This is a genomic window from Bradyrhizobium rifense (genome assembly GCF_008123425.1).
In the GTDB taxonomy this organism is placed as follows: Bacteria; Pseudomonadota; Alphaproteobacteria; order Rhizobiales; family Xanthobacteraceae; genus Bradyrhizobium; species Bradyrhizobium rifense.
In genome coordinates this window covers 95,535-115,826 of the sequence record NZ_VSSS01000014.1, presented here as the reverse complement: position 1 = coordinate 115,826, position 20,292 = coordinate 95,535, and the positions used below count along the sequence as shown (strand labels likewise).

General features: G+C 61.9%; 15 protein-coding genes and 1 pseudogene. 8 read left to right on the top strand and 8 right to left on the bottom strand.

Annotation, left to right across the window (positions count from 1 at the left end):
• Nucleotides 1–32: 32 nt before the first annotated feature.
• On the bottom strand, nucleotides 33–1,685 hold the full coding sequence (locus FXB40_RS07740) for a fatty acid--CoA ligase (protein ID WP_148771611.1): 1,653 nt from the start codon (nucleotides 1,683–1,685) through the stop codon (nucleotides 33–35).
• A 373-nt stretch (nucleotides 1,686–2,058) separates the two neighbouring features.
• Here FXB40_RS07740 and FXB40_RS07735 point away from each other — a divergent pair, with 373 nt between their 5' ends.
• Complete coding sequence (locus tag FXB40_RS07735) at nucleotides 2,059–3,126, top strand: AraC family transcriptional regulator (RefSeq protein ID WP_148771610.1); 1,068 nt, start codon at nucleotides 2,059–2,061, stop codon at nucleotides 3,124–3,126.
• Nucleotides 3,127–3,325: 199 nt separating this feature from the next.
• On the opposite strand, the gene FXB40_RS07730 is transcribed toward FXB40_RS07735, so the two are convergent.
• On the bottom strand, nucleotides 3,326–3,880 hold the full coding sequence (locus FXB40_RS07730; protein WP_187436723.1) for a helix-turn-helix domain-containing protein: 555 nt from the start codon (nucleotides 3,878–3,880) through the stop codon (nucleotides 3,326–3,328).
• Nucleotides 3,771–4,634: a winged helix-turn-helix domain-containing protein gene (locus tag FXB40_RS50330; protein ID WP_187436722.1), complete on the bottom strand. Its 864-nt coding sequence runs from the start codon at nucleotides 4,632–4,634 to the stop codon at nucleotides 3,771–3,773. Before FXB40_RS50330 ends, FXB40_RS07730 begins: the two co-directional genes overlap by 110 nt.
• Before the next feature lie 448 nt (nucleotides 4,635–5,082).
• Between FXB40_RS50330 and FXB40_RS07720 the strand changes: the two genes are divergently transcribed.
• On the top strand, nucleotides 5,083–7,905 hold the full coding sequence (locus tag FXB40_RS07720; protein ID WP_148771607.1) for an ATP-binding protein: 2,823 nt from the start codon (nucleotides 5,083–5,085) through the stop codon (nucleotides 7,903–7,905).
• 30 nt (nucleotides 7,906–7,935) lie between these two features.
• On the opposite strand, the gene FXB40_RS07715 is transcribed toward FXB40_RS07720, so the two are convergent.
• Nucleotides 7,936–9,144, bottom strand: coding sequence for an ABC transporter substrate-binding protein (locus tag FXB40_RS07715; protein WP_246207449.1), 1,209 nt, complete (start codon nucleotides 9,142–9,144; stop codon nucleotides 7,936–7,938).
• A 485-nt stretch (nucleotides 9,145–9,629) separates the two neighbouring features.
• Between FXB40_RS07715 and FXB40_RS07710 the strand changes: the two genes are divergently transcribed.
• Nucleotides 9,630–10,334, top strand: a complete 705-nt coding sequence (locus FXB40_RS07710) for an ATP-binding protein (protein WP_148771605.1) — start codon at nucleotides 9,630–9,632, stop codon at nucleotides 10,332–10,334.
• Between the two features lie 124 nt (nucleotides 10,335–10,458).
• Here the strand turns inward: FXB40_RS07710 and FXB40_RS50325 are convergent.
• The 4 genes and pseudogenes from FXB40_RS50325 to FXB40_RS07690 all read right to left on the bottom strand — a co-directional run.
• Nucleotides 10,459–10,560: pseudogene (locus FXB40_RS50325) on the bottom strand (AraC family transcriptional regulator); the annotation flags it as partial.
• An 84-nt stretch (nucleotides 10,561–10,644) separates the two neighbouring features.
• Entirely contained in the window at nucleotides 10,645–11,517 is an 873-nt protein-coding gene (locus FXB40_RS07700; RefSeq protein ID WP_148771604.1) for an ABC transporter permease, read from the bottom strand.
• A complete protein-coding gene (locus FXB40_RS07695; RefSeq protein ID WP_148771603.1) occupies nucleotides 11,514–12,455 on the bottom strand; it encodes an ABC transporter permease in 942 nt (313 codons plus the stop codon). Before FXB40_RS07695 ends, FXB40_RS07700 begins: the two co-directional genes overlap by 4 nt.
• Nucleotides 12,456–12,504: 49 nt before the next feature.
• A complete protein-coding gene (locus tag FXB40_RS07690) occupies nucleotides 12,505–14,016 on the bottom strand; it encodes an ABC transporter substrate-binding protein (protein WP_148771602.1) in 1,512 nt (503 codons plus the stop codon).
• Between the two features lie 224 nt (nucleotides 14,017–14,240).
• On the opposite strand from FXB40_RS07690, the gene FXB40_RS07685 reads away from it, so the two are divergent.
• The 5 genes from FXB40_RS07685 to FXB40_RS07665 are packed head-to-tail and all read left to right on the top strand — an operon-like array spanning nucleotide 14,241 to nucleotide 20,165.
• Nucleotides 14,241–15,449 (top strand): ROK family transcriptional regulator, encoded by a 1,209-nt coding sequence (locus tag FXB40_RS07685; RefSeq protein ID WP_246207447.1) that lies wholly within the window; start codon nucleotides 14,241–14,243, stop codon nucleotides 15,447–15,449.
• The gene (locus FXB40_RS07680; RefSeq protein ID WP_148771601.1) at nucleotides 15,446–15,646 is read left to right on the top strand and encodes a hypothetical protein; all 201 of its coding nucleotides are present in this window, start codon (nucleotides 15,446–15,448) and stop codon (nucleotides 15,644–15,646) included. The genes FXB40_RS07685 and FXB40_RS07680 overlap by 4 nt, the downstream gene beginning before the upstream one ends.
• On the top strand, nucleotides 15,643–17,238 hold the full coding sequence (gene ggt, locus FXB40_RS07675; protein WP_148771600.1) for a gamma-glutamyltransferase: 1,596 nt from the start codon (nucleotides 15,643–15,645) through the stop codon (nucleotides 17,236–17,238). Before FXB40_RS07680 ends, ggt begins: the two co-directional genes overlap by 4 nt.
• A 47-nt stretch (nucleotides 17,239–17,285) precedes the next feature.
• The gene (locus FXB40_RS07670; RefSeq protein ID WP_148771744.1) at nucleotides 17,286–18,902 is read left to right on the top strand and encodes an ABC transporter ATP-binding protein; all 1,617 of its coding nucleotides are present in this window, start codon (nucleotides 17,286–17,288) and stop codon (nucleotides 18,900–18,902) included.
• Nucleotides 18,903–18,935: 33 nt separating this feature from the next.
• Entirely contained in the window at nucleotides 18,936–20,165 is a 1,230-nt protein-coding gene (locus FXB40_RS07665) for a Gfo/Idh/MocA family protein (protein ID WP_148771599.1), read from the top strand.
• The last annotated feature ends 127 nt before the right edge of the window (nucleotides 20,166–20,292 follow it).

The following is a 20,292-nucleotide window of genomic DNA, read 5'->3' as shown; positions in this document are numbered from 1 at the left end:
TTTTCCTCCTCGTTCGTGGCTGCGGCGGACGGCTACATGTTCCCGTAGCGCTCGCGCAGCAGCTTCTTGTTGATCTTGCCGACGCTGGTCTTGGGGATCGTTTCGATGAAGAGGATCTGCTCCGGAATGCCGTATTTCGAGATGACGCCCTTGTCCGCGAAGACTTTGAGATGATCCTTGATGATCGTGGCGCTGACGTCGTTCGTCTCCGACGCCTGCTTGACCACGAGCGCCAGCGGGCGCTCGCCCCATTTGTCGTCCTTGACGCCGATGACGGCCGCATCGGATACGCCGGCGCATTGCGAGATCAGATCCTCGATCTGCAAGGACGACACCCATTCGCCGCCAGTCTTGATGACGTCCTTCATGCGATCGGTGATGTGCACGTAGCCGTCCGGGCTGACCACCGCGATGTCGCTGGTGTGCAGATAACCTCCGGCCCAGAGCTGCTCGGAGCTTTCAGGATTGTTGAAGTAGCCTTGTGTGAGCCAGGGCGCGCGCAGGACGATCTCTCCGGAGGACTTGCCGTCATGCGGTACGTCCTTCATGTCGTCGTCGACGATGCGCAGATCGACCAGCGGCCCTGCCATGCCGGCGCGAGTGCGGAACTCAACCTCCCCCTCCGAGTCGCCGGAGAGGTCCTTTGATCTGACATGGGATACGGCTGCCAGGGGGCCGGTCTCCGACATCCCGTAACCTGCGAAGATGTCGATGCCTGCGGCGAGCGCCTGTTTCGCCAGCGCCTTCGGCAAGGCCGAGCCTCCGATCACCATCTTGAGACCCTTCAGATCGACATTCGCCTTGGCGGCGGCCTCGAGCAACATCCTCAAAATAGTCGGCACGCCGTGGGTGAAGGTCACGCCTTCATCCTTGATCAACTTGACCAGCATCGCCGGCTCGTAGCGCCCGGGATAGACCTGCTTGGCCCCGGCGAGTGTCGCCGACCAGGGAAAACCCCAGGCGTGGACGTGGAACATCGGCGTGATCGGCATGTAGACGTCGTCACGCGAGAAGCGGCCCTGCGTCCCCGCGATCCCGAACATCGCAAGCCCGGCCAGCGTATGGAGCACGAGTTGGCGGTGGCTGTAATAGACCCCCTTCGGCAGTCCGGTCGTGCCGGTCGTGTAGAAGGTGGTCGCCTGCGTGTTCTCGTCGAAGTCGGGAAAGTCGTAGTCGGGTGAAGCTGCGGACAACAGGTTCTCATATTCGCCGATGAAGGACAGGCTGCCGGTCTGCGGCACGGGCGCATCCGACATCACGATCAGCCGCTTGACCTTGGGCAATTGCGACTTCAATCCCTCCAGCAGTCCGACGAACTCATCGTTCACGAGAAGCGTCGACGACCCGGCATGATCGATGGTGTAGGCGATCTGTTCGGGCGACAGGCGAACGTTCACCGTCTGGAGCACGGCCCCCATCATCGGGATCGCGAAGAATGCCTCGAGGAAACGATGGCTGTCCCAGTCGAGGACGCCGACGGTGTCGCCGGCCTCTACGCCCGCTTTGCTCAAGGCCGACGCCAGACGGCCGATTCGATCCCTGATCTGGCGATAGGTGAAGCGCCTGAGATCGCGATACACGATCTCCTGGTTCGGTGCCTGCACCAGCGGCGTGTGCCACAACTGCTTGAAGATCAAAGGGAACTGATAAGCGGATTTGGCGGTCTGAATCAGCCTTCCCACCATGGCGGCCTCCCTCGACGTCTCATCCCCGCGGCCCCTGGTCGCGTCCGCAGTTCTGAGCGCGCGGATCGCAGGCCGACTTGCCTCACGACGAGCTCGTCGTACGACACGAGCACAAGCCTCGCGCGCGGCCTCGTCCTTGTGAAGGTCCGGAACGGACAACGCCCGGTCCGGGCCGGACACGCTGCGCCACGAACCGTGATGCGTCTTGAATAAAACTGCTGCCATCTGGCCTTCCGCGTCGCACAACGATCGACCTGGCAAGCCTTAGGACGATCGAAAATGCGGCTATTCCGTCTCGACAACAATGCAGCCTATGCTGTTTGCCCAGCCATGCTGGCTTGCGCGTTAAGGCCGTCTCCGGAGGCAGGTTCAGTTGAGCGATCCCAGGCACCCCGACAAGACGATCGATGCAAAGAACGCGCTCGTCGTGGGAATGGACGAACGTGTCTACGAGTCAACCAAGCTCGCGGCTCTATTCGACGAACTGGCGGCTCAGGGGACCTCTGCCAAGGAAATTCTGCGAAACATCGCGCTCCAGGTGCCGGAGGTGCACTCTCCAAAGACCAGGATCTCGCTCACGGAATTGATGACGGCTTGCGAGAACGCCATTCGGGTCTCGAACGATCGGCGTCTGCCCTACCGCATCGGCGCATCCATCCACATATCGACCTACGGCATGTATGGTTTTGCCATTCTCTGTTGCCCCGACTTTCGCGACGCGATGTCCTTTGCATGGCGCTATCACTCGCTTGCCGCGCCGCTCGCAACGATAGAGTTCAGGGAAGAGAAGGGATTCGCGAGCTGGACAATTGAGCCCAACGCGCGCGCAGCGATCGACCCACGGGTCTACCGCTTTATTGCGGAGATGCAGATCGGCATCCATATTTCGCTGATGCGCGACATCATGGGCGCGGCATTCGTCCCGGATCACATCAGCCTCACCTATCCGGAAGCTGACGATTTCCGTCTGCCCGCCGATCTGATCGGATGTCCCATCCGCTTCTCCAATGGATTCAATCGGATCGTCTTCCGCTCCGATTGGCTGGATCAGGCCGCACGTCTCGGAAACAAGACGACCTATCCAATGATCGTGGCGCTCTGCGATGAGCTTCTCGATGAGCTGAAACTGCGGGTCGGGATCGCCGGCGAGATCCGCGTGCTTCTGCTGCGGGATATCGCCAACCCTCCGACGCTCGCTGCCGTCGCAACGCTGCTCGACATCAGTGATCGCTCGTTGCGGCGCCAGCTTCGGCAGCAGGGCATTTCCTTCCGCGGCCTCCTGGATGAGCTCCGGAGCCACCTCGCTCTGAAATATCTACGCACGACGAAGCTCGCCAACGAGGATATCGCGCTGGCGCTGGGATTCAGCGACGCGGCCAATTTCCGCCGCGCCTTTCGCCGCTGGACGAAGAAATCGCCGAGCGAGATCAGAACCGAATAGCCTGCGGGCCGCCCGAGCGCTCTCTGCTTGGTCGCGCCGAGAACAAGCACGTCGAGCACCGCGCGATTGTCGTATCCGGCTGACCGCGGCCAACGGGAGAGATTTACCTTCGCAAGGTCGACAAGCTGGGTCGCCCGGCCGTCGAGAACGTCGGCGGCGGCCAAGTCGGAGACTCTGACCGCCCGTCATAGGATTGTCCTCATCCGCCCCGGTTCTCAAGGTCGTGCCTCCATCTGGCCGGACTTTGACCAAACGCCTGCCTGAAGAGCCTGGACAGATGTGCTTGATCGGAAAAGCCGACGCTCTGGGCTATTTCGCGCAGCGATGCCGAGCCGGTGATCATCAGTTGACATGCCCTCTCCAGCCTTCTCCTCACCACGTAGGCGTGCGGTGATTCTCCGATGACTTGCTTGAAGGACCGCGAGAAATGGGCTGCGCTGAGCTGCGCTACGGCGCCGATGTCCTTGACGCGGATGGTGCGGTGCAGATTCTCCTCGATGAAAGCGCGCACGCGCGCGGTCTGCCAGGCCGCCAATGCGCCGGGTCCGGCGCCCTGAATGTGCGAACACCGCTCGACTTCCGATCGCAGGATAGATGACGCCGTGTCCAGCGCCGCCTTCGCCGTTGCTTGGTCGGGCTCGAGCTCACGCTCCGCTGTACGAAGAAGCTCGACCAGGTTGTTCGCCGGAGGGACGAACTGCCGCGCGTCGATTGGCGGCGGAATATCGTCGGCATGGTCCGCTGTCGTCGACATGATCCTGCTCCTTCGACAAGGCTGGTTTCGTCTGCCATCTGGCGCAATCAGCAGACGTTGTCGCGGCGTGTTGAGCCAGTCGCCTACTCTGCGGCGAAATGCCTTCTGCAACGGGCTCATCGCGCGTCGCAATGACAGTTTCCTCGGCTTGTGCGACCTGCTCCGCTGTATCGAGTAGGCTGACGATCAGGTCCGCGAACATGCGAACGACGCCTATGACGGCGGAATTCATCTTTTCCAGTTTCGGATCGATCGCAGAGCGACCAATACCAAGGGCTCTTGTTAATCTCTCAGTTTGAAGCATGGCTTTGAGGCTCAGAATTGCCTCGTCCCCATCAGCCGTGCATCCCGGTTGGACTGGTATACGAGAGGGCTGAGCCAGTAGGTTGCGCGGGTCATTGTCTCGCGTTTGGCGGGTGACTGGCGCGACAAAGCAGTAACCCCGGCCTTTAACATTGGCTATGTATCTTCGGCGGCCCAACTGCCCGTCGCCCAGTGCTTTGCGCAGGACCGACATATGGACGCGCAGACTGCCCTCCTCGACAGTGACGTCGGGCCACACATGCGCGATCAGTTCGTCCTTGCCAACGGTCTCGCCGGATCGCTCGATGAGAGCCAAAAGAAGGTCAAAGGCCCGCCCGCCGAGCGGAATGGTCTCGCCTGCCTTCTTGAGTGAGCGCTCGAGGACGTTCAATTCGAAGGGCTCGAACCGAATCTTGATTGCCTCGATTGAACGACGTTGATCAGGCGGCATGCCTAGCCCCGCTCGATTAAGAGGATCGTCTCTCTGCCCAATTGACGTGAAATTCCCGGCGAGCGGCCGCTTCGTTATGACTGGGCGTCCGCTCATGGCTTGAGCATTTGATCGCAGGTCAGTCCGGCCCGACCAGTTAATCTCGGTATATTTGCGCAGCATCCCGCTGGTGAAGGGTCCGCCTCCGAGCCGAGACAGCCCCGCAGTAGGTCGAGCAATGCCCCGAAGCGTCGCGCCGCGAAACTCAAGCGACGACGCGCACACGGCAAAACCACAGTCTTTACAGCAACCTGGCGCGCAAGCGGTCGGCTCGTGCTTCAGCAATGAGCGCTGATCCGCGCCGGCTGCACCCCGTGGACGCCACTGGGTTCGCGCGATTGCTAACCGCTCTGGCCTGCGTCAAGTAAAATTGGGTAAAAAAGGTCGCCCCAAAGCCAGGCCTCGTTCGATGAACCGACGCGCAATCTCGTTTGGCCCGTTTTCACTCCATGCAGAGGAGCGCCTTCTGCTTGAGGGCGACAAGCCGGTGCGGCTCGGCAGCCGTGCCTTCGATATTCTCGCAGCTCTAGTCGAGCGCGCCGGCGAGGTGGTCGGCAAGGAAGAACTGATGGCTCACGCCTGGCCGCAAACATTCGTCGAAGAGGCCAACTTGAAGATTCAGGTTAGCGCCTTGCGCCGCGCTCTCGGCGATGGTCAGGGCGGCAATCGTTACATCGTCACCGTGGTAGGACAGGGCTACAATTTCGTTGCGCCGGTAGGCATCGACCAATCATCGCGGATCCGGCCGCCTCCGACCGCGACCGTCTCGGCGGCAGCGGTGCACAACCTGCCGCTCGCCGCGACGCGGATGATTGGCCGCGCGGAGGCCGTGGAAGCGCTGATCTCGCGACTGTCGCGCGAGCGCCTAGTGACAATCGCGGGCCCCGGAGGTATCGGCAAGACGACGACCGCCCTCGCCGTCACCGAGCGAGTGATCGCCGAATACGAACATGGAGTCTGGCTGATCGACCTGGCATCGCTCGGTGATGCGCGCCTGGTGCCGAGCGCGGTTGCGACCGTGCTCGGCCTTCATATCAGCGAACAAGATCCGATTCACACCCTGGTCGCCGCTGTCAGGGACTGCCGAATGCTCCTGCTCCTCGACAATTGCGAGCATGTCATCGACGAGGTGGCGAGCCTGGCGACGGCGCTTCTCAGCGGAGCGAAGGACGTCGATATTCTGACGACAAGCAGGGAACCGCTCCGGGTAGCGGGGGAAAACGAGTACCGCCTGGGACCGCTCGGGAGCCCCCCGACCTCCTCCAAGGTGTCCGCCTCAGAAGCGGCAACCTTCCCGGCCGTGCAACTGTTTGTCGAGCGTGTAACCGCGATCGTCGAAGACTTCGCACTGACCGACGAGAACGCCCCACTGGTGGTCAGAATTTGCCATGGGCTCGACGGCTTGCCGCTCGCGATCGAATGCGCCGCACCCGGCGTCGAGGTGCTCGGACTCGAAGGCCTTGCCGCTCGCCTGGACCACAGCTTGCCACTTTTGGGATCGCGCCGTCGGGGACGGGTTCCGCGCCACCGAACGATGCGAGCCGTGATCGATTGGAGCTACGGCCTGCTCGGCGAAAGTGAACAAACCTTCTTCAGGGCTCTCGGCATATTTTCTGGCGGCTTCACCGTCGAGGCGACCGCAGCCGTCGCGATGGACTCGGCAACGATAGGCAGCGAGGTGCTCGACCGTTTGGCCGATCTGGTGGCGAAATCGTTGATCGTCGTGGATGTAAGCGGAACCAAACCGCGGTTTCGGCTGCTTGAGACCACCCGCGCCTTCGCGACCGAGACACTCGACAAGAGCGATCAGCGCCAAGCTTTCGCGCGGCGGCACGCCGGTTACTACCTAAATCTCTTCGGAGGCGCCGAACTCGACCGGCTGGCCGATTATGCCGACGAGATCGCCAATTTGCGCGCTGCACTCGACTGGGCCTTTTCGGCGCGCGGCGATGGATTGATCGCGCGGGCGCTGACTGCCGCCGCCGTCCCCTTCTGGATGCGCCTGTCCATGCTCGAGGAGTGTTGTCGTCGTGTTCACCAGGCACTTGGCACCGCGTCGGTCGAGAATCCACATGAAGAACTACGATTACACGCCGCCCTGGGTGCATCGACGGCTGAGGCTCCCGAGATGGTCGCCGCGTTCACCAAGACGCTCGATATGGCCAGGCGCCTGACCGACGCCGAGTATCAGCTACGCGCCCTCAGGGGATTGTATTTCTACCACACCGCGATTGGGCGCTTTCACACGGCGCACGGCTTCGCGCGGGAATTCCATGAGCTGGCCCTACGCGGATCGGATCCGGGCGACGTGATCTTCGGCGAGCGCACGATGGGGCTGGCCAACCACCTTATCGGCGACCAGAAGAGTGCGCGCAGCCATCTGGAGCGCGTGCTGGCGCAGGATGCCTTGAAGGCTCAGGGACGGGATGTCATCAACTTCCGCGATGTCGTCCGGTTTGGCACCGACCCGCGCCTTTCAGCGCGGATATGGCTCGCACGGGTGCTGTGGCTGCAGGGATTTTCTGATCAGTCCGTGCTCATGGTCGAGCAGAGCCTCCGGGAGGCCGAGGCGACGGGCCACGCCAAGTCACAGTGCGAGGCCCTCGCCATGGCGGCGTGCGAGATCGGCTTCTGGGCGCGCGACCAGCTGGCTGCCGCCCATTACACTGCCATGCTGGTTGATTTGTCACGACGGCATGTGTTGCCACATTGGGGGTCGTTCGGCCTTAGGTATGAACAAATTCTCGCCATCAGGGCCGGCGCTCAGCCCGGCGGGCACGTCGAGGCAGTTGATACCAAATTCGGCTTTCTCCCGATGACCCCTCTCACGCTGTTGGCGGAGGCCCTGGGCCAGTCCGGGCGGATCACAGACGGGTTGGCGATGATCGAGGCCGGGATCGAGCAGACCGAACCGAGTATGTTCACTCCGGAACTCCTCCGCCTCAAGGGCGACCTTTCTCTGCTGCAGGGCATGTCTGGCGCAGCTGAGTCAGCGGAGACCCACTTCAGGGAGGCGCTCGATGTGGCGCGCGAGCACGGAACCTTGTCATGGGAGCTGCGCGCGGCGACGAGCCTCGCCCGCCTGCTGCGCCGCCAAGGCCGCGCCGTCGATGCTATCGCTTGCCTCCAGCCGGTCTACGATCGCTTTACGGAGGGCTTCGGCACAGCCGATCTGATCGCGGCGAAACGACTGTTGGATGAGCTGGGAGATCATGAGAAGCCGCTTCGCTGAGGCGGCGTCCGGCCAGGACTCGACCGCCACTTAATTCCCGATCCGTGCAGCGAATGGCGCCCATTTCACTCCATCGAACTCGACGATTCGCAAGTTGCGAATGAGGTTGTGGTCTTCCGGGGAGTTTTCGTAGGTAATGCCCGGAAGGCCCAATTCCAGCGAGATGCCCTTCAGGTTCGTCGCCTGCTTCAACACGCTCTCGCGCGTGAGGTCGTCTCCGCAGCGCCTCAGGATTTCTTCCATCAGGTTACCGACCATGTAGCCTGTCGCGTATGCCAAATCCGCCAAGTCCGCCCCCGGAAGATACGTCCGGGCGAACTCCAGATAGTCCTTGACGTCCTTGTCATTCGACCATTCTGGATCGGTAGGATCTTTCTGCCACTGCGCGCCAATCAGACCCTTCGCGTTTTCCACGCCAGCCGGTCTGATTATTGTGGCAACCGAGTTGGAGATCGATGGAACGATCATTCTCGCATTCCATCCCATGGATCGGGCAGCTCGTATCGATTGAGCGGCAAACTTGCCCACCGCTGCATTGAAGAAGAGGTCCGCGCCGGACGACGAAAGCTGGGCGACCTGTGAATCGATAGTAGGTGATGAAGATTCGTAGGTAGCCACCTTCACAATCATCGTATCGGCCTTGTCGCCAAGACCGGAACGTAGTCCGGCGAGGTACTCACGCCCCAGTTCATCCTGGGGGTGCAGCACAGCGATCTTCGCATTTGGCCTGGACTTCAAAATGAGCTTTCCGAAGATCTGGCCCTCGACAAAATTGGGAATAAAGAAAGCTGTTGACCAGGGCGAGTTCTTTGGATCATTGAATTTGCGATTGCCCGAGATTTGAAATAGCTGCGGCACGCCGGCCTTGTTCAGATAGGCTTGAGCAGCAATGCCAGTCGGGGAGCCGACCGAACCGGCAATCGCCAAAACGCCGTCCTCCTCGACCAATTTGCGTGTCTGCTCGTAGGCTTTCGGCGGACTGTAGGCATCGTCAAGCGATATGAGCTTGATCTTTCGACCGTTCACTCCGCCTTTTTCGCGATTCACTTTTTCAAAGTAGGCGAGCGCTCCCCGCCCAATTGCAGCGCCTGTCGAAACGGGGCCGCTATACGCCGCCGTCTGCCCGAGCTTGATCTCTTGATCGGTTACACCGGGACCGTATTTTTTGTCACTCGATTGGGCCGAGGCACTGCCGCAGCTCGCCGTAATCGCCAGTGCAAGAATGGCTAGTCTCTTCATCCCGCACCTCACTGGACAACGCTATCGGCTGCGGCGATTGCCACATCGCGAGAACCACTATCGTGAAGCGATGTTATCGTACTGCCGGCCAGCATAGCTCGCCAGGCGGCAACTTCATAGTCCGTCAAAGAGCCACCGTTGATACGCTGGTATGCCCGAAATCGTCCGTTTGGTGATTTCAAACCGCCCCGGCCCGCCGCCTCAAATCGCCCTTCAATTGATATGCGTCCGCCGGCGGGAATTTTGGAAGACGACCAGTGTCTCGGCTTTGCGCAAGGACTGCGCAGCAACCGTCTAAGTGGAACACGAATGAACAAGACCGTGCGAAGCAGGTCCGCTACTGCATCAGCATCGAGAGGAGCAAGTTACGTGTCCAAATCTGCATCGTTGCGACGACATTGCTTCCTGTGTTTGGGCGAGGACACTCCTGGTTTGCTGAGAACGGTGTCCTAACCAAGGGGTCATGAACATTCGTGGAGCACGAGATGACGCAGCTATCGGATTCCGGTGGATCATTGCTTCTTCGAGAGTTGGACCACAGAATCAAAAACGAACTCACTTGCGCCATATGCGCGATTTCGGCCAAAGCGATGCAGTCGAATAGCGTGGTGGTCAAGACCGCGCTGCTCGACGTCGTAGACCACCTGCATCAATGGTCCGATGTTCATCGGGCGCTGCAGATGCCTGCTCAGGAGCGCCTCATCGACGCCGCGAGGTACCTCCAGCGGGTTTGCGTCTCCATCACGAAATACCGACTGGCTGGATTGGCGATAAGTGTCTTGTTTTCAGCAGATGACCTGCAGCTTGAAGGAGAACGCTGTTGGAAGCTTGGATTGATTGTATCCGAGCTAATGACCAATGTGGCACGGCATGCACAGTTCGACTGTAGACATCCGGAACTGCGAGTGGAATTGGTGCTCGCAGGCAAGATCGTAAAGTGCGTTGTCTCTGACAATGGATCGGCACCTGAAGCCGTCCGGCACGGTCGAGGGCTTACGATAGTCGGCGAGTTGGCCTGCAGTTTGGGCGGCCGCGTTCATACGTCCTGCGTCACCGAAGGATTTTACTTCCTTCTCACCTTTCCAATGACCGAGACCGAACAAAGTTCTGCAGGCGCGAACCATGGTGTTTGGAGAAAGGTGCGGCGCCCTCAGCGGATGCAGCGGTCTAGAACCGAGGATCTGGGATGACGCGCGAGCAGTCTGCACGCCTTCCGTCAGCGGAGCGACGTCGGCACCCGCTTCCCCTAACGGAGTCCACCATCATCGAGCACAAACTGGACGATGACTCTGACCGCTCACTGTTGGATAGTCCTCATCCGCGCCGGCTCTTAAGGTCGCGCCTCCAGCTCGCTGGACTCTGACGAAACGCCTGCCTGAACAGCCTGCTCAGATGTGCTTGATCGGAAAAGCCGACGCTCTGGGCTAGCCCGTTGTCAGGCGCAACTGGCTAAAACACTCATCAGCGGATCTCCTCGCCGAACAAGAGTGCGGCTTCCATCTAACGCCTTGGATTGAGAGCATCATTCAGGCCGTCACCCATCAGGTTGAAGCCGATGACGAGCGCAATGATTGCGAGCCCGGGCCAGAATGCCATCCATGGCGCCTCGCCGAGAAATTGCCTGGCAACATCGAGCATGGCGCCCCATGACGGAGCAGGAGGAAGCTGGCCAAGCCCCAGAAAGGCCAGGCTCGCCTCGGCGAGAACCGCGATCGCCATGGTCAACGTCGCCTGCACAATCGTCGGCGCCAGCACGTTCGGCAGCACCTGTCCGATCAGGATGGCGAGATGGCCGAGGCCTTGGGACCGGGCCGCCGCGATGTAATCCTCGGTGCAGACAACCAGCGTCTCGGCACGCGCAACGCGAACGAACACCGGCACGGCGGAAATGCCGATGGCAATCATCGCGTTTTGCAGGCTGGGGCCCAGGAACGCGGCAAGCGCAATCGCCAGCACCAGAAAGGGGCAAGCGAGCAGCGCATCGGCGAGGCGCGAGATCACCATGTCGATGAGGCCACCGAAATAGCCGGCCATGAGACCGAGCGGAAGACCGATCAGCACCGCGACCGTCACGGAGACCAGGCCGGCGCCAAGCGAGGCTTGCGTGCCGAAGATCACGCGCGACAGCACGTCCCGGCCGAGATCGTCGGTGCCGAACCAGTGTGCCGCACCGGGTGCCGCGCGGATCGCCATCCAGTCCGGCGAGTTTGGATCGTACGGCGCAATCCACGAGGCAAACACCGCCAGCACGACGAAAAACAGAATGATCGTGGCCCCGATGACGGCGGATGGTTCGCGCAGCAGGCGACGAATTTCCGAACGAGCGGCGGCGCCCGCGTGATTAGCGACCGGTGCGGTCTCAATCGCGCTCATGACCTGAGCCTCGGATTGAGCAGCACATAAGCCATGTCGGCAATCAGGCTCATCAGGAGGAATACGGCTGCTGTGCAGAGCACGACCGCCTGAACCACCGCATAATCGCGGCTGAATACGCCGTCGACGACCATCTTGCCGAAACCCGGGATGGAAAAGACCTGCTCCGTCAACACCGCACCGGCCAGCAATTCGCCGAATTGCAATGTGCCCAGCGTCACCACCGGGATCAGCGCGTTCGGCAACGCATGACGCAGCACAATGGTGCTTTCGCGGACGCCCTTCGCGCGAGCAGTGCGCACGTAATCCTGCTTCATCGCCTCGATCATCGCGCTGCGGACATGGCGCATCATGATCGCGGCGGTGCCCGTGCCGAGCACCAGAGCGGGCATCAGCATCGAAACCAAATTGCCTCGCACGCTTTCAAACGGCGAAACAAAACCTCCGGCCGGAAGCCAGCCGAGATTCACCGAGAACAGAAGGATCAGCATGATCCCCAGCCAGAAATGCGGGATCGACAGTCCGGCAAGCCCGAACAGACTGGCCCCATAGTCGAAGACCGTCCCGCGCCCCAACGCCGCGAAGATCCCGATTGGCAACCCAACCAGCAGCGCGACCAGCATCGACAGGATCGCAAGCTCAAAGGTCACCGGCAATTTTTCCACCAGCATGGTGCCGATCGGCAATCGGGTGCGAACCGAAGTGCCGAAGTCACCGTGCACGAGGGCTTTCAACCAGACGCCGTATTGCACCGGGATCGGATCATTGAAGCGATACTTCTGCCGAAGATACTCGACGACTTCGGGATTACGCTCCTCTCCGGCGAGCGCCAGCGCAGGATCGCCGGGCAGCAGCTTCTGCAGACCGAACACCATCATCGACACCAGCAACAGGGTCGGAAGCAAAACGGCAAGCCGGCGCAGAAGTAGGGTCTTCATCGGGGCAGACTGGTCCTCACCATGGCAAGCGCGTCGGTGGGCGCGCGCATCAATTCACAGGCCTGACACCGACCAGACGCAAGAGACCATCCGGCACCATGACGATGCCGCCGACCGATTTGCGGGCTGCAAAGAACCAGTTCGGGTGATGCAAGGGAATCGACGAAAGCGCCGTCAGGTAAATGTCCGTCGCCTTGGCGTAGAGTGCCTTGCGCTTGGCTTCGTCAGCTTCGCCCCGGGCCTGCATCAGGATCGCATCGAGATCCTTGTTGCAGTACTTGTTGACGTTCTGAGAGCCGGTGCAACTGAAAAAGGCGACCAGCGTCGGGTCCGGGTCAGCGCGACCGCTCCAGTTGCCAATATAGGCTTCGAAATTGCCGTTCAGGTAGCGCTCGATCGCCGTCGTCGTTTCCATGGGCAGCAGCTTGACGTCGAAGCCGGCCTCGCCCGCCATCGACTGGATGATCTGTGCGACCCGTGAATCGCCGGCCGTATTCTCGTACTGGATTTCGACCGGAACATGCGTCATCCCGGCGGCGGCGATCATTGCCTTGGCCTTGGCAACGTCGCGCGCCGGCGCCTTGCGCGCACTATCGTAGAAGGGAGATGACGGCGGAATCATCTGGTTATCCGCCAGGAACTCGCCATTGAAGGCAACGCGATTGATGACGTTGCGGTCGATCGCGAGCTCAAAGGCCTGACGTAGCGTCGCGTTCTTGCCGAGTGGCGTATCGGCCTTCGCGCCAGCGCCGACATTGAACATCAAATGCGAGACGGCAAGTCCCTGGCCGGAATGCAGGGCGAGGTTGGGATCGTCGCGCACGGTCTTGAGATCGGTCGGCGCGACACGCTCCGCGAGATCGAGATCGCCCGCCCGGACACGCGACAGCCGCACGGTCGAGTCAGGAACGTAGTAATAAACGACTTCGTCATAGCCGACCTGTGCAGCGTTCCAATAGCCGGGATATTTCTTGACGCGAATGAGGTCGCGCGACTTGCGCTCGACAAATTGATACGGACCGGCGCAGACCGGCGCGGCTGCAAATTCCCCAGCCTTCTCCGTGGCAGCCTTGGGCGAGACCATCATGCCGGCACGATCGCTGAGATTGGCAAGCAGCGGCACGAACGGCTCCGACAGGTTGAACTTCACTTTGTGGGCGGCAAGCACCTCGACGCTCGCGATCGGCGCCAGTTCGGCCTTGCGCTTGGAATCCGGCATCGTCTTCATGCGCTCGATATTGAACTTGACTGCCGCTGCATCGAACGCGGTGCCATCGTGGAACGTGACGTTCTTGCGCAGCGTAAAGGTGATCGACTTGCCGTCCGCTGCCCACTCCCATGCCTCTGCCAGCTGCGGCACGATCTTGAGGTCGGGAGAGATATCGACGAGCTTGTCGCACAGCGCCGCAAACACGAAGCGGCCCGCGTAAGTGCCGCTGAGCGCCGGGTCGAGCGCATCGGGATCGTCCTGAATGCCGACCCGCAATGTCGCGGCACTCGCCGAGACAATGCCCGATACGATCATCAGAATTGCCGCCAACGCCGTCCCGATCCGCTTCATACGGAATTCCTTTCGTTCCGAGGCCGTTTCCCAGGCTCTGCCGCTGGGGGCCAAGACAAGCATGCCCAATTCAATTTGTAAACATCTCGAACGAATTGAGCTGCAGTATGGAATTTAGTTACAGTTCGGCGGCCCATTGGCGGATAAAATCTGCGCATACCCCCTCTTGACGCCAAGCTCGATGGCGTATTAGTTCGGAGTATTGACTAATTGGACTCAGACTCATGCAAGACGCTCCCTCGTCGCCCGTGGCGCGACAACAATCCGTGCGCCTTGTGGTTGAGCGCCTGCTGCGTGATCGCTCGGTATCGCGCGCCGAAATCGCCCGCAGCACGGGCCTGTCCAAGCAGACCATCTCGGAAGTGATGCGTGATCTCGAGCGCGACGGCTGGGTCCATGAGGATGGGCAAATCCAGGGCAGCGTGGGGAGAAGTGCCGTCACCTATGCGCTCCGGCCGGACGCCGCCTTCGTGCTCGGCATCGACCTTGGCGGCACCAAACTGCACGTCGCACTTGCCGATCTGCACGGTGAGATCGTCGCCGAGAGCATCGAACCAACATCCTCTGACGGCGGCGCTGCCGTGGTCACCCAGATCGAGCGCATGAAGGATGCCCTGCTTCAGCAGGCCTCTGTCTCGGCACAACGTTTGCGCGGCGGCGTGATGGGAAGTCCGGGAATGGTCGACCCGGCGTCGGGCAGCATCGTCATCGCGCCCAATATCCCCGGACTGGACAGCCTGGACGTGAGGGCCGCGCTGCGCGAACGGCTCGGGATCGACATCGCCATCGAGAATGATGTCAATCTCGCGGCAATCGGCGAGCATTGGCGCGGCAACAGCCGCAAAGCCCGCAGCTTCGCCTTCGTCGCAGTCGGCACCGGCATCGGCATGGGCATCTTTTCGGACGGCTATCTCGTGCGCGGTGCGCGCGGCGCGGCCGGCGAGATAGCCTACCTGCCGCTTGGGGGCGATCCCTTCGATGCGCGCGGCCTTCGGTACGGTACCTTGGAAACCGCCATCGGAAGTGTCGGCATCATCGAGCGCTATGTCGGGCTCGGCGGCAGCCCCGGCAGCACGGTGCGCGATGTCTTCGATCGGCTCGACATCGAGGAGGCGGCACGGATCACGATCGACGAGGTCAGCCGGATCCTCACGACCGCGATCCTGGCCGTGCACAGCATCCTCGATTCGGAGATCATCATCTTGGGAGGCAGTATCGGCGCACGGCCCGAGTTGAAGCTCCGGATCGATGAACATCTGGGACGCTGCATGCGCGAGCCCGTTCGTATCGAGCTCAGCACGCTCGGCAATCGCGCCACGCTGATCGGCGCGATCGGCAGCGCGCTCGACCTCGTGCATCGCTCGCTGTTTGGCATCGGCAGGGATGCCGGCCCGTTGGCTCTTCCCGTCTCGGCGGCAGACGTCGCGGCATGAAGGAGCACGCGCCCAGAATTGAGGTTGTAGGCAATGTGAGTGCCGTCGCAGAGCGCGCGGCCGCGCGCTATGAGGCGCAGATTGCGGCTGCCGGTGGCATCGACCTGCTGCTGCTGGGCATAGACGTCGATATCCTTTGCGATGAACCGGCTGCCGCGGCGCTCACAACACGGCCCAACAACCGGAGCACGGCATGAGCTGGGGACAGCGCGATTTCATGGTGCCGGGGCGCTCGCTGGCGGTCGGCGACCGGGGCATGGCCGCGACCTCTCATCCGGCCGTCACGCTCGCTGCGGTCGAGATCCTGCGCGCAGGCGGCAATGCAGTCGATGCCGCCATTGCCGCGATCGCGCTCCAGGGTGTCATTGATCCGCATATGACCGGCATCGGTGGCGACTGTTTTGCGATCTATGCCCCCGCATCCGGCAAAGCTGTCGCGATCAACGGCTCGGGCCGAGCGCCGGCGAAAGCCGGGCTCGGCTGGTTTCGGCAACAGGGGCTGACGTCGATCCCGGACGATTCACCCCATGCCGTCACAGTTCCAGGTGCGGTCGATGCCTGGTGCCGCCTCTCTGCCGACTATGGTTCGAAAGGCCTTGACGAGGTTCTGGCGCCGGCGATCCGCGCGGCCGAAACCGGCTTTGTGGTGACGCCCCGCGCGGCGCTGGACTGGGCACGCTACGCCGATCGCATCCAACGACATCAGTCCGGTGTACCGGTCTATCTGCCCGGCGGCGCTGCGCCCGCCGTCGGCAGCAGGCTCAATCATCCCGCACTCGGCGCGACGCTGCGCCGGATTGCACGCGAGGGACGCGCCGCGTTTTACCAAGGTGCCGTTGCCGAGGAAATCATCGCAACATTGAAGGCGATGGGCGGAGTGATGCAGCTTGAAGATCTGGCAAGTGCCAGACCGGAGTACGTTGAGCCGATCAGCGCCGACTATCGCGACCATCAAATCCTGCAATGTCCGCCTAACGGACAAGGCGTCGCGGCGCTGCTGATCGCCCGCATCCTTGCTGGCTTCGACATGGCCAACCCGGCGCTCGATGAGGCGGATCGCATCCACCTCCTTGCCGAGGCAACCAAGACCGCCTACCGGCAGCGTGACGCGCTGGTCGCCGATCCGGCATTCCATCCGCTCGATACCGACTCGCTGCTCTCGGATGCGTCAGTCACGGCATTGGCCTCCTCCATCGACCGGAAACGTGCCAGCGCAGCAGCGCATTTCGACATGCCTGTTCATCGTGACACGGCTTACGTTGCCGTCGCGGACCGCGACGGCAACATGGTGTCTTTCATCAATTCGCTGTTCTTCGCCTTCGGCAGCGGCATCTACGCCCCCCGCTCGGGCGTGCTCCTGCAGAACCGTGGTTCGGGATTCTCCCTCGTCGAAGGACATCCCAATGCTATTGCGCCGCGAAAGCGTCCCTTTCACACCATCATTCCGGGCATGCTGGCGAAGCGGGACAAGCCGATCATGGCCTTTGGCGTCATGGGTGGACAATACCAGGCGGCGGGCCATATGCAGATCCTGAGCGGCGTGCTCGATCGTGGGCTCGACATTCAGCAGTCCTCGGATGCGCCACGCAGCTTTGCGTTTGATGGCACTCTGACGCTCGAACCCACGATTCCCGGCGCTGTGGCTGACGAATTGATTGCGCGCGGTCATCGCGTGATCCGGGCGGACGAACCGCTTGGAGGCTGCCAAGCCGTTCACGTCGATCTTTCCAGGGGCGTCATGTTCGGCGCGTCGGACCATCGCAAGGACGGCATTGCACTGGCGGCGTGAACCAGGATGAGAAGCACCGTGATATCGGATCGGACAGCATGAGCGAGATGGCAGAGGCGGTCCTGACGATCGAACGGCTGACGCTGGCGCTGCCCGCCGGCGCCGATCGTGCCTCTGCCGTCGAGGACCTTTCACTTGCTCTCTATCGGCGGCAAATCCTCTGCGTCGTCGGTGAATCCGGCTCCGGCAAATCGGTCTGCGCCGCCGCCGTGATGGGCCTGCTGCCCAAGGCGATTCGCCCGGTTGCAGGGGCCATTCACTTTGAGGGACGCGATTTGCTCAACCTCCCGGCAGTAGAATGGCGGACGCTGCGCGGGCGACGCATCGCGATGATCTTTCAGGAACCGATGACAGCGCTCAATCCTGTGATCAGGATCGGCGACCAGATCATGGAAGCGTTCGAGGCGCACGGCCAATTCACGCCAACTGAGCGGCACGCCCGCTTGCGCGCCCTCCTCGAGGAGGTAGGCATGCGCGATCTGGAGCGGATCATCCGCAGCTACCCGCATCAACTGTCGGGTGGCCAGCGTCAGCGTGCCATGATCGCCATGGCACTCGCGCTCGAACCGTCGATCCTGGTCGCGGACGAACCAACCACGGCACTCGACGTCACGACGCAGGCGCAGATCCTTCGGTTGATTCGAGACATTCAGCAGCGGCGCGGCATGGCGGTGCTGTTCATCACTCATGATTTCGGCGTCGTCGCCGACATCGCGGACCGCGTCGCAGTCATGGAGAAGGGCCGCGTCGTCGAACAGGGGTCAGTGGCGGACGTGCTCGAACGCCCACAGCATCCCTATACGCGTCGGCTGCTCGCCGCGGTGCCCGGCGGGACCCCGCCGGCCCGAGCCGAGGTTGAGGACGAACCGATCGCCTGCGCGGCGAACGGACTTGCAAAGACCTATCGTGGCAACGACTGGTTCAGCTCGCCGACCGAGGTCGCCGCCGTGAAAAATGTGACCTTCGAAATCCGGCGCGGCGAGACGCTCGGCCTGGTTGGAGAGTCCGGCTCGGGCAAGAGCACGATCGGCCGGCTGGTGATGCGTCTCACCGACGCCGATGCAGGCGTGGTCCGCATCGGCGAACTGGATTTCTCCGAGGCCCGTGGGGCCCGCCTGCGGGACGCCCGCAAGCACGTCCAAATGGTGTTCCAGGATCCCTTCGCCTCGCTCAATCCGCGCCGCCGGGTCGGGCAGATTATTGCCGACGGGCCGATCGCGCACGGCGTCCCGAAGGCGCAGGCCTATGCGCGCGCCGAAGAGCTGCTAACGCTGGTGGGTCTCGACCCCAGGGCCGGGCGACGCTTTCCGCATGAATTTTCAGGAGGACAGCGCCAACGGATCGGAATTGCGCGCGCGCTGGCACTCGATCCGGAGGTGCTGGTGGCCGACGAACCAGTGTCAGCACTCGACGTCTCGGTCCAGGCGCAGGTGCTCGCCCTGCTCGAGACATTGAAGGCGCGGCTGCGGTTGGCCGTGCTGTTCATCACCCACGATCTCAATGTCGCTGCCCAGGTCTGCGATCGGATCGCAGTGATGCGCCTCGGCGAGATCGTCGAGATCAGACCAACCGCAGATCTTCTGAATCGACCGGAGCATCCCTACACACAGGCCCTTTTGGCCGCGATCCCAGGTAGACAACGCAGAATGCCCAAATCCCTCTGAACCGCCGCATTTTCATTGAGAAGGGTCTCTGACATGCAGAAGCTCCCGGAACTTCCCCAGCTGCGCATCGGCCTTGTCGGCAGCGGCTTCATCGCCGCGTTCCATCTGCAATCCATGCTCGGCGTGCGTAACGTCAGCGTCGGCGGCGTCTACAGCCGTTCTGCCGAGCGGCGCACGCGCATCGCGGACAAGGCGCGCAGTCTTGGCCTTGGGCCGGCGCGGGTGTTTGACAGCATCGAAGCGATGTCGATGTCCGGCGAGGTCGATGCGCTTTGGATTCTGACGCCGAACGACAGCCGTCTCGACATCATGCGCGAGATCCACCGCGTGACCAAGGCAGGGGCTCCCCTGCGCGCCATTGCCTGTGAAAAGCCCCTTGCCCGTACGCTTGCCGAAGCACGGGAAATGCGCAGGCTCGTCGAAGATGCAGGCCTGCTTCACGGCTATCTGGAGAACCAGCTTTTCTCGACCGCGGTGATGCGCGGTAAGGACATCATCTGGCGGCGAGCCGTGCCCGGCAGTGGACGCCCCTATCTCGCGCGGGCCGCCGAGGAGCATTCGGGACCGCACGAGCCCTGGTTCTGGCAAGGCGACAAACAAGGAGGCGGCGTGCTCTCCGACATGATGTGCCATTCAGTCGAGGTCGCGCGCTTCATGCTGACCGCGCCAGGCGCAAAGCGCGACTCCTTGCGGCTGCTCAGCGCCAGCGCCACGACGGCCAATCTGAAATGGACCCGCCCCCACTACGCTGCCGACCTCAAGGCGCGAATGGGAGTCGATTTCACCAAACGTCCGGTCGAGGATTTCGCGCGCGGGATGCTGACGCTGGAAGATGCCGACGGACATCAATTGATGATCGAGGCGACAACCTCATGGGCCTATGTCGGCGCCGGCCTGCGCATCCAACTTGAATTGCTTGGTCCCGAATATTCGATGGAGTTCTCCTCACTCTCGACGGGCCTCAAGGTCTTTCTCTCCCGAGCGATCAAAGGATCAGAGGGCGAAGACCTGGTCGAGAAGCAGAATTCCGAGCAAGGTCTGATGCCGGTTGTCGAGGACGAAGCCGGCATCTACGGCTACACCGATGAGAACCGTCATATGGTGGAGGCATTCAGGCGAGGCATGAGTCCGACAGAGACCTTCGATGACGGGGTCGGCGTCATGGAAATGCTGATGGGGCTCTATCGCTCCGCGGAACTCGGCCGGACCATCTATTTCCCGGATCCCGAACTCGAACACTATATTCCTCGCGTGGCTCGCTGACGGCGTGAAGCTGCGTGCCCTGCAACGCGAAGGGCCGGCGATGGATGGTCTGGCACGGGTCTCGATATTGGCGAGCGGTCGTTGTGCTGGCGTAAGACTGGCGCGCCAACAGGAATATACCGCTCGG